Annotated in this window: 10 protein-coding genes and 1 tRNA gene; 1 reads left to right on the forward strand and 10 read right to left on the reverse strand. The window is 68.7% G+C overall.

The features are described from left to right. Entirely contained in the window at positions 1–1,386 is a 1,386-nt protein-coding gene (locus ADL29_RS06920) for a serine/threonine-protein kinase (RefSeq protein WP_053922845.1), read from the forward strand. Between the two features lie 30 nt (positions 1,387–1,416). Here the strand turns inward: ADL29_RS06920 and ADL29_RS06925 are convergent, their stop codons facing one another. The 10 genes from ADL29_RS06925 to gnd form a co-directional block, all read right to left on the reverse strand. After that, the gene (locus ADL29_RS06925; RefSeq protein WP_053922846.1) at positions 1,417–2,829 is read right to left on the reverse strand and encodes a hypothetical protein; all 1,413 of its coding nucleotides are present in this window, start codon (positions 2,827–2,829) and stop codon (positions 1,417–1,419) included. After that, on the reverse strand, positions 2,823–4,757 hold the full coding sequence (locus ADL29_RS06930; protein WP_053922847.1) for a vWA domain-containing protein: 1,935 nt from the start codon (positions 4,755–4,757) through the stop codon (positions 2,823–2,825). The genes ADL29_RS06925 and ADL29_RS06930 overlap by 7 nt, the downstream gene beginning before the upstream one ends. A 220-nt stretch (positions 4,758–4,977) precedes the next feature. Further along, positions 4,978–5,112: a DLW-39 family protein gene (locus ADL29_RS44445; RefSeq protein ID WP_003958712.1), complete on the reverse strand. Its 135-nt coding sequence runs from the start codon at positions 5,110–5,112 to the stop codon at positions 4,978–4,980. 232 nt (positions 5,113–5,344) lie between these two features. Then, a tRNA-Ile gene (locus ADL29_RS06935) sits at positions 5,345–5,418 on the reverse strand. Positions 5,419–5,507: 89 nt separating this feature from the next. Further along, positions 5,508–6,164: a DUF3566 domain-containing protein gene (locus ADL29_RS06940; protein WP_107094912.1), complete on the reverse strand. Its 657-nt coding sequence runs from the start codon at positions 6,162–6,164 to the stop codon at positions 5,508–5,510. 15 nt (positions 6,165–6,179) lie between these two features. Beyond that, complete coding sequence (gene gyrA, locus ADL29_RS06945; protein WP_053922849.1) at positions 6,180–8,804, reverse strand: DNA gyrase subunit A; 2,625 nt, start codon at positions 8,802–8,804, stop codon at positions 6,180–6,182. Between the two features lie 50 nt (positions 8,805–8,854). Beyond that, positions 8,855–10,885 carry a DNA topoisomerase (ATP-hydrolyzing) subunit B gene (gene gyrB / locus ADL29_RS06950; RefSeq protein ID WP_425424206.1) on the reverse strand — a complete coding sequence of 677 codons (2,031 nt, stop codon included), beginning with the start codon at positions 10,883–10,885 and terminating at the stop codon, positions 8,855–8,857. Between the two features lie 401 nt (positions 10,886–11,286). Further along, a complete protein-coding gene (locus ADL29_RS06955; RefSeq protein WP_053922851.1) occupies positions 11,287–11,820 on the reverse strand; it encodes a DciA family protein in 534 nt (177 codons plus the stop codon). Further along, positions 11,817–12,953 carry a DNA replication/repair protein RecF gene (gene recF / locus ADL29_RS06960; protein ID WP_053922852.1) on the reverse strand — a complete coding sequence of 379 codons (1,137 nt, stop codon included), beginning with the start codon at positions 12,951–12,953 and terminating at the stop codon, positions 11,817–11,819. Before recF ends, ADL29_RS06955 begins: the two co-directional genes overlap by 4 nt. Positions 12,954–12,993: 40 nt before the next feature. Next, positions 12,994–13,872 (reverse strand): phosphogluconate dehydrogenase (NAD(+)-dependent, decarboxylating), encoded by an 879-nt coding sequence (gene gnd / locus ADL29_RS06965; RefSeq protein ID WP_046927074.1) that lies wholly within the window; start codon positions 13,870–13,872, stop codon positions 12,994–12,996. Positions 13,873–13,955 lie beyond the last annotated feature (83 nt).

Genomic DNA, 13,955 nt, shown 5'->3' on the forward strand with positions numbered 1-13,955 from the left:
ATGGGTGAGATCTTCGCCGGTCGGTACGAGCTCGTCGACCCGATCGGACGAGGCGGCGTAGGCGCCGTCTGGCGCGCCTGGGACCACCGTCGGCGCCGCTATGTCGCGGCCAAGGTGCTGCAGCAGAGCGATGCCCACACCCTGCTGCGCTTCGTCCGCGAGCAGGCACTGCGGATCGACCATCCGCATGTGCTGGCCCCGGCGAGCTGGGCGGCGGACGACGACAAGGTGCTGTTCACCATGGATCTGGTGAGCGGCGGCTCGTTGGCGCATCTGATCGGCGACTACGGACCGCTGCCGCCGCGCTTCGTCTGCACGCTGCTGGACCAGCTGCTGGCCGGGCTGACCGCGGTGCATGCGGAGAGCGTGGTGCACCGCGACATCAAACCGGCGAACATCCTGCTGGAGGCCACCGGCACCGGCCGTCCCCATCTGCGTCTGTCGGACTTCGGCATCGCGATGCGCAAGGGCGAGCCACGGCTGACGGAGACCAACTACGTGGTCGGGACGCCCGGTTATTTCGCGCCCGAGCAGATGCTGGGCGCCGAGCCGGACTTCCCCGCGGACCTGTTCGCGGTCGGTCTGGTGGCGCTGTATCTGATCACCGGTACCAAGCCGGACTCCGAGGCGCTGGTCCGGCATTTCGCCGAGCGCGGCGTCCCCAACGCTCCCGAGGGTGTGCCGGAACCGCTGTGGCAGGTGCTGGCCGGTCTGGTGCACCCGGATCCGGAATCGCGGTTCAAGACGGCCACGGGGGCGCGCAAGGCGGTTCTTTCGGCGGCCGAGCTGCTGCCGGACGCGACCATCGAGGAAGAGGTCGTCGAGGTCTTCGACCACATCGGGCCGTTGCCCAGTGGGTTCGGGCCGACCGGGCCGCTGACCTCCTCCCAGGAAACCCCGGGGGATGCGACCGCCGGAGCGGGTTCCCTTTCGGACACCGGCAGCTTCCAGCTCGCGCCGCCGGTTTCACGTGAAACATCGCTCCCGCAGCAGCCGAGCACCCCGCCGACGCCGACACCCCTGCCGAGCAGCCCGCCCGGCGCTACGCCTCCGGGCCAGGGCATGCCCCCCGCGCCTCCCACACCACCGCCGGTCCCGAAGCCTTCGTACGAGCCGACGGCGGCCGTCCGGCCGGAGGTCTCGGCGACCCGCCCCTACACGGCGGGTCCGTATCCGGTGCCCGGTCAGCCGCCGGCGGGTCAGGCGCTGGCCGGCCGGCAGGCCGCTGCGGCTCAGGCGACGCCTCCCGCGGGCAGCCCGATCGGCGTGCGGCCCGCTCCCGCCCCGGAACGGCGGCCGGGACCGCCCGCGAAGGTGGCGGTCCCGGTACTGATCGTCGCGCTGCTGTGCATCGCGGTGGGTGTCTGGGCGCTGTTGGTCTCCTGACGGTGTGCCAGGGCATCGTGCCGCGGGCTTCTACCAGCCCCGGGGAGACCTGGCCTGCTGGGTCGAGTCGCCCTGTTGGGCCTCCAGAGGCTGTGGTGGCTGCTGGGCCTGCCCGGGGAGTGTTCCGGCCGTCCCAGGCGTCCCCGGTACTGCAGGCGCGCCTGCGGCCCTGCGCCGGGCCACGAGCGTCCAGGCACCCAGTCCCGTCAGCAGCACCACGCCCGTTCCGATCCCGGCGTAGGCCACCGTCCGCAGGGTGCCGCTGCTTTCCGCCTCCTGCGGGGTCCGGCCGGTCCTGGCCGCCTCCCGGTCCTGGTCCGTGACGGTGAACTTGGGGACGGGCGCGGTGTACGCCGGTCCGGGCTTCGCGCTGCCTCTTACGTCCACCCGCAGGGTGAGGTCGGCGCCTTGGGGGAAGTACTGCCTGGCAGCGGAGTTCAGGGTCACTTCCAGGTAGTACCAGCCGGCGAACCGCATCGCCTTGGCCATTTCCGTGGTGCGGAAGCGGTTGGCGTACTCGACCGGGTCGGTGTACTTCTCTGCGGACGCCCCCTTGCCGTAGTACGAGACGAAGTTGTCCTCGACGACGGCACCGCGCGCGGGGTTGAAGATGTTCAGCCCGAGCGCGTGGGAAACCATTGAACTGCTGCTGGACGAGGGCGCGTTCGGCAGCTCCGCACTGAGGTTGAGCCGTTGCCCCCAGTCGACGGGCACCTTGTAGAAGCGGGTCTCACCGGGCCTGATCCTGTCGTTCCAGACTCCGGTCCCGATCGCACCCGCGTCGTTGAAGCCGGTACCGCCGTGGGCCCTGCGTTTGTCCGTGGCGCTGGGCGGCGCGGGGGTCACGGTGCTCGAGCTGTCCTCGGGGGGCGGGCTGGGGGTACTGCCCTTGACCGGGGGCTCCTTGATGTACCCGAGTTCGATCGGCCAGTCACCGGTCCCGGAGGTGGCCGATCCCTCGCGGGTGACCACGACGTAGTACGGCCCGGCCTTCTGGCACTCCGTCCTGCCGCCGCCGATCTCGCGGCTGGCGTAGTCACCGATGGGATAGGCCGTCCCCTCGGCATGGAAGTACTGCGAACTCTCCGAACCGCAGGTGATTCCCTCGCGGTCCTGGACCTTGACGGTGAGCTTGTCCTTGATGTTCTCGACCTTGCTGCCGGGCTTGGGTGCGGCGACCGCCGAGAAGTAGCCGCTGTTCTCGGCGTCCAGCGGGACGGCGTAGATCTTCGTCTCCCCGCGCCCGATGACGTCGGTGTGCAGTCCCGGCTCGAGCTCTGGTGCGTGCGCGGTGTCGGCGGTGCCGCTGATCCTGGGCGCCGCCGTCTTGTAGCTGGGGACATCCTCGGCGGAGGCCACCCCCACAGTCCCCGGCATGACCGTCACCATGGCGAGCGCCGCCAGCACGGCGAGCCCTGCGTTCGTGCCGCGCCCCGTCACCACGACCCACCCCTCATCGCATCCGAACCGCCGCCACTGCTCTGCGCCTTCTTACGGGCCCGCAGAAAGGCGACCGCGAGCCCGCCCAGCAGCAGTACGCCGGTGCCGCCGGAGACGGCCGCGACCACCGGGCCGGCCGCCCATCCTCCAGTGCCCTCCTGCCGGCCGTCAGCGGGGGATCCGGAGGCGCCGTCGGCCTCGCTCCTGACGACGGCGGCACCTGCCTGCGGACCGGCCTTCGCCTTGCCCAGTACGGCGACCCGCAGCACCACACCGATCTGCGGGTTCTGCGCGATCTCGGAGGCTTTGGCGCCCAGCGTCACGGCAATGTAGAAGTTGCCTTTGTCGTGTACGGGCGCGACATTGATGCCGCTCTCATAGCGGTTGCTCCAGGCCACGGGGACCGTTCCCATGCTGAGCGATGCGGGCCGTCCGTTGTAGGACACATGCGGGCTGAACTCCCCTGTGCCCCAGCCGACCGGCACCCGCGCGGGAGTGTAGACCTCGGTGCCGCCGTAGGAGATGGACGCGCTGTGGCCGTCCTTGAGCGTGGGTTCGTTGGCGAATTCCAGGTCGTAGCGCAGCTGCTGGCCCCAGCCGACCGGCACCTTGTACCAAAGGGTCTGTGAGGGCAGGACCTTGTCCCGCCAGACGCCCTGGGTCAGGGTGCGCGCGTCGTTGAAGCTGGTGCCGCCGGTGATGTCCTTCGGGGTGCCGGTGGGCAGTGGGGCGTTCTTGCCGCCCGCGCCGTACTCCGGCTCCGACTGAGCCGGCATGACGCCTTTCTTCAGCGGATGTTCCACGTGAAACATCACCTCCATCGGCCACCGCGCAGCATCCGAATCCTTGGCCGCCTTGCGTTCGACGACGAACCAGTATTGGCCCGACTTGTCGCAGCCACCGGTGCCGTCTTCCGAGGGGATACGGCTGATGCCGGACGTGAGCGGCGTGCCGCCTTCGTGCTGTCCGAACTGTGAAGTGGCGGAGGTGCAGGTGCTGTCGATGCCGTAGGCGATCTCGGTGTGCAGGGAGTCGAGAAGACCGACCGCCGCGCCGGGCTGCGGCACCACGGTCGCCGAGAAGTCTGCCGTCGAGGCCTCATCCAGAGCGACGGCGTAAAAGCGCTTCTCGTTGGGCCCGATGCTGTCCAGGTACTGGCCCGGAGCGATGCCGGGCGCATTCGATTTGGTGGGCGTTCCCCGGACCTTGCTGCCTTGGAAACGGTAGCCGTCCGCGGAGAGTTGGCCCGCCCGCTGGAGCTGGCGGGCGAGCGCCTCGGCGTCGGGGGCGTCGTAGTAACGGCCGTTGCCGGACTTGGCGATGCACTCCAGCTGCTGGCGGGCTCTGCCGGCGACCTGGAAGCCGATGGTGTCGACGTGCAGATCGACGTTGGCCTTGGCGAGTTGGGCTGCGACCTTGCAGGGCGGCGGAGCCTGGCAGTTGTCCTCGCCGTCGGAGATCAGCAGGATCGTGCGCTTGCCGATCGATCCGGCGGAGGGCTTGGGCAGATCCCGGGCGGCCTTTTCGAGGGACAGCCCGATGGGGGTGTCACCCTTGGGCCGCACTCGCGCGACGGCCCGTTTGAGGCCCGCCCGGTCGAGCGGGGACACGGGCTGGGCGAGCCGGGTGTCGTCGCAGCCCCTGGGCTTGTCGGCGCCGTAGAGCCGCAGTCCGGTCGGGTAGCCGGCGGGCAGCGCATCGACGACCGTGCCGACGGCCTTACCCGCGGCGGCGATCCGGGTGAGGCCGGAGCCGTCCTTCTCTGCCATGGAGCCGGAGGAGTCGAGCACCATCACCATGCCGGTGCCCTCGGTGGTCGGTGCGGCCGGTGCGTTCGCCGCGGCCGGAGTCGTCTGCAGCGGCGCGGCGGCGAGCGTCAGCAGCAGACCGCCGAGCAACGCCACGACCCCCCTGCGGTGTCGTCGTGCCATGTCCCTCGTCCCCCTCGCGTACCGCGTGTCTCTTCCCGCACATCAACGCACATCGAGATACCACGCACATCACCTTTGCTGCTGCAACTTAGTAATGTGCTATCGCAAACTCAAGGGAGTGGATGTCACGGCCCCGCAACAGCACAGACCGGCCAGGACGCACGAAACCCCGGCCGCCCAAGGCAACCGGGGTCCGTACAAACTGCTGTGCGTTGTGGTCTCACACACCCGAACCTGCGGGCACGGAGTCGGTCGCCTCCGTCCACAGATCCTGCTCGGCGCGATCCGCCTGGATCTGGCGGTACACGAGGAGCCCGCCGATGGCGGCCAGTGCGACCAGGAGAAGCTTCTTCACCGCGCGACCTCGTCTTTCGTTGACGTAGGGGACCTATGTCGGCCGATGATACACACCGACCGATACCGATCGGTTATCTATGCCGAGCTCAGCCGCAACCAGGTTCCTGACCTCACAGGAGGCTCAACTTCCGGTTCCCGTACGGCGAATCGGCCCGGCACCGTGGATACCGTCCGCCGCACACAACGCATCGGCCCGGCCGGAGAAATCTCCGGCCGGGCCGAGTGTGCAGTGCGGCTACCAGGACTTGAACCTGGGGCCTCTTCCTTATCAGGGAAGCGCTCTAACCGTCTGAGCTATAGCCGCGCGTTCGCTGCAACGAAAGATTAGCGCACTTCAGAGGCGTTCCCAAAATCGGTTCCGCAGGGCACCCTGCGGGCCTCCCATCAGGGGCGCTACTCGTCCTCGGCAAGGGTGAGCTCCACCCCGCCCACGAAGCCCGCCGACAGGTTGTAGATGAACGCACCCAGCGTCGCCAGAGCCGTCGCCAGCACCACGTCGATCACCGCGATGACCGACGTGAACAGCAGCACCCGCGGCAACGACAGGAACGACTGCAGATCGAATCCGCCACCGTCGCCCGAGCCGGTCGCCTCGCTGATCGTCGAGCCGACGGTGGAGAAGACGCCCATCGCGTTCATCACCATCCACAGCACCGAGACGGCCACCACCGTGCAGATGCCCAGCGCGATGGACAGCAGGAAGCTGACCTTCATCACCGACCAGGGATCGGCGCGCGCCACCCGCAGCCGGGCCTTACGGGTCCGCGGGACGGTGCCGGCGCCCGTACGGGGCTTGCGCACGGCCTGGCCCCCGCCCGTGCGGTACGCCTGCGGCGGCTGGTACGGCTGCCCCTGACCGCCCTGGGGCTGCGGCTGCGGCTGTGGCTGACGGGTATCGGTCACGGTTCCCCCCTGGTTGGAGCCCTCGTCTCGGGGGCCTTCGGACGCGGCAGAGCCACGGGCGCCGTCCTTTGTCACGGTCGCGGGTCCGGACGAGGAGTCCTTTCCGACTCCCGGTCCACCCGCTGCAGCGCCCGTGGCTCCACTCACGACCTACTCCTCGTGCTACTCCGCCGCGGGCTGCCCGCCCTCGGCCGCCGTCGGCTCGGTCCCTGCGGCCTCGTCGGCCTCCTCGGCCCCTTCGACCGCGTCGACCTCTTCGGCCTCACGACCGGCCTCGGCGTTCCGTGCGATGCCGACAACGGCATCTCGCTTGCCCAGGTTGATCAGTTGGACGCCCATGGTGTCACGGCCGGTCTCCCTGACCTCGTTGACCCGCGTACGGATCACGCCACCGCCCAGGGTGATCGCCAGGATCTCATCGGTCCCCTCGACCACCAGGGCGCCGACCAGCGAACCCCGGTCCTCCACGATCTTGGCGGCCTTGATGCCGAGGCCGCCGCGACCCTGGACACGGTATTCGTCCACCGCGGTGCGCTTGGCGTAGCCGCCGTCCGTCGCGGTGAACACGAACGTACCCTCACGCACCACATTGAGCGAGAGCAGCTCATCGCCTTCACGGAAGCTCATGCCCTTGACGCCGGAGGTGGCCCGGCCCATCGGCCGCAGCGCCTCGTCGGTCGCGGTGAAGCGGATCGACTGCGCCTTCTTGCTGATCAGCAGCAGGTCGTCGGTGTCCGACACCAGCTCGGCGCCGATCAGCTCGTCGTCGCTGCCGTCCTCCTGCTCGCGCAGGTTGATCGCGATCACACCGCCGGAGCGGGGCGAGTCGTAGTCCTTGAGCGGGGTCTTCTTGACCAGGCCGGCCTTGGTGGCGAGCACCAGGTACGGCGCGGCCTCGTAGTCGCGGATCGCCAGGATCTGCGCGATCTGCTCGTCCGGCTGGAAGGCGAGCAGGTTGGCCACGTGCTGGCCGCGGGCATCGCGTCCCGCGTCGGGCAGCTCGTAGGCCTTGGCGCGGTAGACCCGGCCCTTGTTCGTGAAGAACAGCAGCCAGTGGTGGGTCGTGGAGACGAAGAAGTGGTCGACGATGTCGTCTTCCTTGAGCTTCGTGCCCCGTACGCCCTTGCCGCCGCGCTTCTGCGAGCGGTAGTCGTCGGTCTTGGTGCGCTTCACATAGCCGCCACGGGTGATCGTGACGACGATGTCCTCCTCGGCGATCAGGTCCTCGATGGACATGTCGCCCTCGAAGGGCACCAGCTTGGAGCGCCGGTCGTCGCCGAACTTCTCGACGATCGCGGCCAGTTCCTCGCTGATGATCTGCCGCTGACGCTCGGGCGAGGCCAGGATCTGGTTGTACTCGTTGATCTTGCGCTGCAGCTCGTCGTGCTCGGCGGTGATCTTCTGGCGCTCCAGGGCGGCCAGCCGGCGCAGCTGCATCTCCAGGATCGCGTTCGCCTGGATCTCGTCGATGGTCAGCAGGCCCATCAGGCCCTCGCGCGCCACCTCGACCGTCTCGCTGCGCCGGATCAGCGCGATGACCTCGTCGATCGCGTCCAGCGCCTTGAGCAGACCGCGCAGGATGTGCGCGCGCTCTTCGGCCTTGCGCAGCCGGAACTTCGTCCGGCGGACGATGACCTCGATCTGGTGGTTGACCCAGTTACGGATGAACGCGTCCAGCGAGAGCGTCCGCGGCACCCCGTCGACCAGGGCGAGCATATTGGCGCCGAAGTTGGTCTGCAGGTCGGTGTGCTTGTAGAGGTTGTTCAGGACGACCTTGGCGACCGCGTCCCGCTTGAGGACGATCACGAGGCGCTGGCCCGTACGCGAGGACGTCTCGTCGCGGACGTCCGCGATGCCGCCGATCTTGCCGTCCTTGACCAGGTCGGCGATCTTCTGCGCGAGGTTGTCCGGGTTGACCTGGTACGGCAGCTCGGTGACCACCAGGCACTGGCGGTTCTGAATCTCCTCGACCGCCACCACCGCGCGCATCGTGATGGAGCCGCGGCCGGTGCGGTAGGCCTCCTCGATGCCCTTACGGCCCACCACCAGCGCGCCGGTGGGGAAGTCCGGGCCCTTGACCCGCTCGATCAGCGCGTCCAGCAGCTCCTCGTTGGAGGCCTCCGGGTGGGCCAGCGCCCACTGCGCACCATCCGCGACCTCGCGCAGGTTGTGCGGCGGGATGTTGGTGGCCATACCGACTGCGATACCGGCCGAGCCGTTGATCAGCAGGTTGGGGAAGCGCGACGGCAGGACCGTCGGCTCCTGGTTACGGCCGTCGTAGTTGTCCTGGAAGTCGACGGTCTCCTCGTCGATGTCCCGGAGCATCTCCATCGACAGCTGCTTCATCTTGCACTCGGTGTACCGCATGGCCGCGGCCGGGTCGTTGCCCGGGGAACCGAAGTTGCCGTTGGAGTCCACCAGCGGCATCCGCATCGACCACGGCTGCGCCAGGCGCACCAGGGCGTCGTAGATGGAGGTGTCGCCGTGCGGGTGGTACGTACCCATGACGTCGCCGACGACGCGGGCGCACTTGTAGAAGCCCTTCTCGGGGCGGTAACCACCGTCGTACATCGCGTACAGGACGCGGCGGTGGACGGGCTTGAGGCCGTCCCGTACGTCCGGCAGCGCACGCGAGACGATGACGGACATCGCGTAGTCGAGGTAGGAGCGCTGCATCTCCGTCTCGAGCCCGACGGGCTCGACGCGCATCCCGACGCCTTCGATGGTGGCGGGCGCGCCCTCGGGGGTCACGCCGTCCGGGGTCACAGGGGGGTTCTCGTCGGCCATTGCTGTTCAAAGTCCTTTCGAGCTGCGGCTGTGGTGAGGGCCGACAGGGCTCAGATGTCGAGGAAGCGGACGTCCTTGGCGTTGCGCTGGATGAAGGAGCGGCGTGCTTCGACGTCCTCGCCCATCAGCACCGAGAACAGGTCGTCCGCGCGGGCCGCGTCGTCCAGCGAGACCTGGCCCAGGACGCGATGGTCGATGTCCATCGTGGTCACCCGCAGCTCCTCGGCGTTCATCTCGCCCAGACCCTTGAATCGCTGGACCGAGTCGTCCTTGATGCGCTTGCCGGCCTGCTTGCCGCGCTCGATCAGCTGGTCGCGCTCCGGGTCGGAGTAGGCGTACTCGAAGTCGTCCCGGCCCCACTTGATCTTGTACAGCGGCGGGCGGGAGAGGTAGACGTGCCCGGCCTCGACCAGCGGCCGCATGAAGCGGAACAGGAAGGTCAGGAGCAGGGTGTTGATGTGCTGGCCGTCGACGTCGGCGTCCGCCATCAGGATGATCTTGTGATAGCGGAGCTTCTCGATGTCGAAGTCCTCGTGCACACCCGTGCCGAACGCCGAGATCAGCGCCTGGACCTCGTTGTTCTGCAGGATCTTGTCGACGCGGGCCTTCTCGACGTTGAGGATCTTGCCGCGGATCGGGAGGATCGCCTGGTACTGCGGGTTACGGCCGGACTTGGCCGAGCCTCCGGCGGAGTCACCCTCGACGATGAAGATCTCGCACTTGGTCGGGTCGTTGGACTGGCAGTCGCTCAGCTTGCCCGGCAGCGACGCGGTCTCCAGCAGGCCCTTGCGGCGGGTCAGATCGCGGGCCTTACGGGCGGCAACGCGGGCGGTGGCCGCCTGGATGCCCTTGCGGATGATGTCCGCGGCCTCGTTGGGGTTGCGGTCCAGCCAGTCCGTGAGGTGCTCGTGGACAACCTTCTGCACAAAGGTCTTGGCCTCGGTGTTGCCCAGCTTGGTCTTGGTCTGGCCCTCGAACTGCGGCTCACCGAGCTTGACCGAGATGATCGCGGTCAGACCCTCGCGGATGTCCTCACCGGTGAGGTTGTCGTCCTTCTCCCGCAGCAGCTTCTTGTCACGCGCATAGCGGTTGATCAGGCCCGTCAGCGCCGCCCGAAAGCCCTCTTCGTGGGTGCCGCCCTCGTGGGTGTGGATGGTGTTCGCAAAGCTGTAGACACCCTCGCTGTACTGGGTGTTCCACTGCATCGCGATCTCGACCGAGAGCAGCCGCTCCTTGTCCTCGGCATCCACGCCGATGACGGTCGGGTGCACCAGCTCGCCCTTACGCGAGTTGAGGTACTTCACGAAGTCGACGATGCCGCCCTCGTAGTGGTAGCGGACCGCGAGCGGGTTGCCGTCCTCGTCCACATGGTCCGGGCGCTCGTCGCGCAGCGCGATCGAGAGGCCCTTGTTGAGGAACGCCATCTCCTGGAAGCGCCGGGAGAGCGTCTCGAAGCTGTATGTGGTGGTCTCGAAGATGTCGCCGTCGGCCCAGAACGTCACGGACGTGCCGGACTCCTCGGTGGCCTCGTGCTTGGCCAGCGGCGCGGTCGGCACGCCGAGCTTGTACTCCTGCGTCCAGCGGTAGCCGTCCGTGCGGACCTCGACCGCCACCCGCTGCGACAGCGCGTTCACGACCGAGACACCCACCCCGTGCAGACCACCGGAGACCGCGTAGCCGCCGCCGCCGAACTTGCCGCCGGCGTGCAGCACCGTCATCACGACCTCGACGGCCGGCTTGTTCTCCGACGGCACGATGCCGACCGGGATACCACGGCCGTTGTCCACCACGCGCACGCCGCCGTCAGGCAGGATCGTCACGTCGATGGTGTCGGCATGACCGGCCATCGCCTCGTCGACGGAGTTGTCGACGACCTCCTGCACGAGGTGGTGCAGACCGCGCTCGCCTGTCGAGCCGATGTACATGCCGGGGCGCTTACGGACCGCGTCCAGGCCTTCGAGGACGGTGATCGCGCTGGCGTCGTACGACTTCTCGCCTGAGGAGTCGCCCATGGCGCCGGCAGGAACCCCCTCTGCAGTAGAAGCCGTGTTGTTCTCGTTGAGGTCGCCGGAGTCGGCCACGAAGCGCCCTTTCTGGCACAGCACAAGCCGCTTCCGCGCCTGCGGGGGTAACCCCAGAAAAGACAGGCGAGAACGGCTGCGTCGTTCGACATGTTCCGCGAGTGGGCGGGATTGCTACCAGTCTACCGGTAGCGCTGACACTCATGGGGGTTTGCAGGCACCTGAGTCGTCATGTGCCGCCCTGAACTGACGTCCGCCGACTCCCCATATTCAAGACGGGGCCCCAGGACGCTCACACGGGCACTCAGCGCTTCGGGCTGTCAACCGCCGGCTACCGTGAGCGGGGTCTCACCCACCCCACGCGTTTACAGGCGCCGTACGGCAGTGCGATGTTTCACGTGAAACGGCCCTCAAGCAGGGCAGGGCGCCTGTTTCACGTGAAACATCGCCCCGCGGCCGGCTCAGCCGTAGGTGTCGCCGGGGCCCGTGCTGCCGGGCGCCCGCAGTGGGCCGTACCGCCGCCCGGGGCCGCCGGGCCCCTGCACCTTGATCAGCTTCACGGTGCCCTGGCCGAGGTCCTGGTTGAGCCGCGCCACCAGCTGCGGCGCCAGCAGCCGCAGCTGCGTCGCCCACGCCGTCGAATCGCACTGCACCGTCAGCACCCGGGCGTCCTCGTCGTACCGCTGCGGCTCACAGTGCTGCGCCACCTCGGGCCCGACCAGCTGCGGCCAGCGGCCCATCACCCCGCCGACCGCCGCCGGGGTCTCCCAGCCGCGCTCCGTGATCAGCCGGTTGATCGCCGCTCCCAGGGGCAGCGGATCGCGGCCGTCCGCCCGCGCACCCGAGCGCAGCCCACCGCGCCGCGCCTGCTTCTTCTGCTGCGCGGCGGCGCCCCGGGCGCGTGCCTGCTCTTTGGCGGCCACCAGCGCCTGCCGGGCCAGATCCACACCGGACAGCTCCGGAGGCTTGGGACGGTCGGGCTGTGCCTCGCTCATGAGGCCACCTTCTGCACGGTGCCGCCGGACACCGCATAGCGCGCCCCCACCAGCACTCCCGGCACATCGTCGTCCACCGCCGCGGTCACCAGCACCTGCTCACCCGGTGCCACCAGCTCCGCCAGCCGCTCCCGTCGCCGGGCGTCCAGCTCCGCGAAAACATCGTCCAGAACGAGCACCGGCTCATTGCCCTCGGCCCGCAGCAGATCGTACGAAGCCAGTCGCAGCGCCAGGGCGTACGACCAGGACTCGCCGTGGCTCGCGTACCCCTTCGCCGGAAGCTGCCCCAGCTTCAGCACCAGATCGTCGCGATGCGGACCGACCAGCGTCACCCCGCGCTCGATCTCACCCTTCCGCGCCTCGCCCAGCGCCTCCAGCAGCACGCCGTACAGCTCCTCGCGGCTCGCCGCCGAGGCCATCGCCTGGCCCGCCGAACCGCGGTACTCCAGTGCCAGCGGCCCGCCCCCGGGCGCCAGCTGCTCATACGCCTTGTCGGCCAGCGGCTGCAGCGCACCGATCAGGTCCAGCCGCTGTGCCAGCAGCTCGGCCCCCGCACGGGCCAGATGCTGGTCCCATACGTCCAGCGTCGACAGATCCATCTGCCGGCCGCCGTGCCTGCGCGCCAGCGCCGCCGTCTTCAGCAGGGTGTTGCGCTGCTTGAGGACGCGGTCATAGTCGGAACGCACCGCTGCCATCCGCGGCGAACGCGCCGTGATCAGCTCGTCCAGGAACCGCCGGCGCTCCCCGGGATCCCCCTTCACCAGGGCCAGATCCTCCGGCGCGAACAGCACCGTCCGTACGATCCCCAGCACATCCCGCGGCCTGACCTGCGAGGACCGGTTGATCCTGGCGCGGTTCGCCTTACCCGGGTTGAGCTCCAGCTCCACCAGCTGCTGCCGTTCGCCCTGGGTGACCGCGCCCCGGATGATCGCCCGCTCGGCGCCCATGCGTACCAGCGGCGCATCGGAGGAGACCCGGTGGCTGCCGAGCGTCGCCAAATACCCGACGGCCTCGACCAGATTGGTCTTGCCCTGGCCATTGGGACCCACGAAAGCCGTGACGCCCGGGTCGAGCGGGACCTCGACCCGGGCGTACGAGCGGAAGTCGGCGAGCGAGAGATGCGTTACGTGCATAGCTTGGTGCGCCGACCTCCCCCGGCTGCTGGTGTTGCGGTTACTTCTTGCTCTCCACCGCGTGGCCGCCGAACTGGTTGCGCAGCGCGGCGATCATCTTCATCTGCGGGGAGTCGTCCTGGCGGGAAGCGAAGCGGGCGAAGAGTGAGGCCGTGATCGCGGGCAGCGGCACGGCGTTGTCGATGGCGGCTTCCACAGTCCACCGGCCCTCGCCGCTGTCCTGTGCATAACCGCGCAGCTTGTCCAGGTGCTCGTCGTCGTCGAGCGCATTGACCGCCAGGTCCAGCAGCCAGGACCGGATGACCGTGCCCTCCTGCCAGGAGCGGAAGATCTCGCGCACGTCCGTGACGGAGTCGACCTTCTCCAGCAGCTCCCAGCCCTCGGCGAAGGCCTGCATCATCGCGTACTCGATGCCGTTGTGGACCATCTTCGCGAAGTGGCCGGCACCGACCTTGCCGGCGTGCACCGAGCCGAACTCACCCTCGGGCTTGAGGGCGTCGAAGATCGGCTGCACCTTGGCGACGTCGTCCTTCTCGCCGCCGTACATCAGCGCATAGCCGTTCTCCAGGCCCCACACACCACCGGAGACACCGCAGTCGACGAAGCCGATGCCCTTGGCCTGGAGCTCCTCGGCGTGCTTCTCGTCGTCGGTCCAGCGGGAGTTGCCGCCGTCCACCACGACGTCGCCGGGCGAGAGCAGCTCGGCCAGCTCGTCGATCGTCGACTGGGTGGCGGCACCGGCCGGCACCATGACCCAGACGACGCGGGGGCCCTGCAGCCCGTCCACAAGCTCCTTCAGGCTGTGGACATCCGCGAGATCCGGATTGCGGTCGTAACCGATGACCGTGTGGCCTGCGCGGCGGATGCGCTCGCGCATATTGCCGCCCATCTTGCCGAGACCGACGAGACCGAGCTCCATCAGAGACCCTCTTTGCACATAGTCGTTGCCCTTGAACCTGACCTACGACGAGCCTACGCCCGGGGGTCTGCGCACACCTGTGG

The organism is Streptomyces chattanoogensis (assembly GCF_001294335.1).
Taxonomy (GTDB): domain Bacteria; phylum Actinomycetota; class Actinomycetes; order Streptomycetales; family Streptomycetaceae; genus Streptomyces; species Streptomyces chattanoogensis.

Coding starts and splice junctions, on each gene's coding strand:
- ADL29_RS06920 (WP_053922845.1), top strand. CDS start 1: ATGGGTGAGATCTTCGCCGGTCGGTACGAGCTCGTCGACCCGATCGGA.
- ADL29_RS06930 (WP_053922847.1), bottom strand. CDS start 4,757: ATGGCACGACGACACCGCAGGGGGGTCGTGGCGTTGCTCGGCGGTCTG.
- gyrA (WP_053922849.1), bottom strand. CDS start 8,804: ATGGCCGACGAGAACCCCCCTGTGACCCCGGACGGCGTGACCCCCGAG.
- ADL29_RS06955 (WP_053922851.1), bottom strand. CDS start 11,820: ATGAGCGAGGCACAGCCCGACCGTCCCAAGCCTCCGGAGCTGTCCGGT.
- recF (WP_053922852.1), bottom strand. CDS start 12,953: ATGCACGTAACGCATCTCTCGCTCGCCGACTTCCGCTCGTACGCCCGG.
- gnd (WP_046927074.1), bottom strand. CDS start 13,872: ATGGAGCTCGGTCTCGTCGGTCTCGGCAAGATGGGCGGCAATATGCGC.